The following is a 625-nucleotide window of genomic DNA, read 5'->3' on the forward strand; positions in this document are numbered from 1 at the left end:
GTCATCGTAGGCGCAGGCCCTGCGGGTCTTTCTGCTGCGATCAAAATCCGTCAACTTGCAATTGAAAACAACTTAAACGATTTGTCCGTTTGTGTCGTAGAAAAAGGCTCCGAAGTCGGTGCACATATTCTGTCTGGTGCGGTACTTGAACCGCGTGCCATGAACGAGCTGTTCCCGGACTGGAAAGAACAGGGTGCCCCGCTAAATGTCCCAGTGACTGAAGATAAAACCTTCTTCCTGCTGTCAGATGAAAAATCACAGGAAGCACCACACTGGATGGTACCTAAAACCATGCATAACGATGGCAACTATGTCATCTCGCTCGGCAACGTAGTGCGCTGGTTAGGCCAGAAAGCCGAAGAGCTGGAAGTGTCGATCTTCCCGGGCTTTGCCGCGTCTGAAATTCTGTATCATGCCGATGGTACAGTCAAAGGCATCCAAACCGGTGATATGGGTATTGGTAAAGATGGCGAACCAACGCATAACTTTACCCCGGGTTATGAACTGCATGCCAAATACACAATTTTCGCTGAAGGCTGTCGTGGTCACTTAGGTAAACGTCTGATCCAGAAGTTCAACCTGGATAAGGATGCCGATCCGCAGCACTACGGTATTGGCATTAAAG

1 protein-coding gene is annotated in these 625 nt (G+C 49.3%); it reads left to right on the forward strand.

All coding sequences use genetic code 11. The features are described from left to right. Positions 1-625 (forward strand): NAD(P)/FAD-dependent oxidoreductase (locus tag MWG72_RS15450; RefSeq protein ID WP_247144429.1); only part of this gene is annotated, 625 nt, incomplete at both ends.

It is taken from the genome of Acinetobacter lwoffii (assembly GCF_022967985.1).
GTDB lineage: Bacteria > Pseudomonadota > Gammaproteobacteria > Pseudomonadales > Moraxellaceae > Acinetobacter.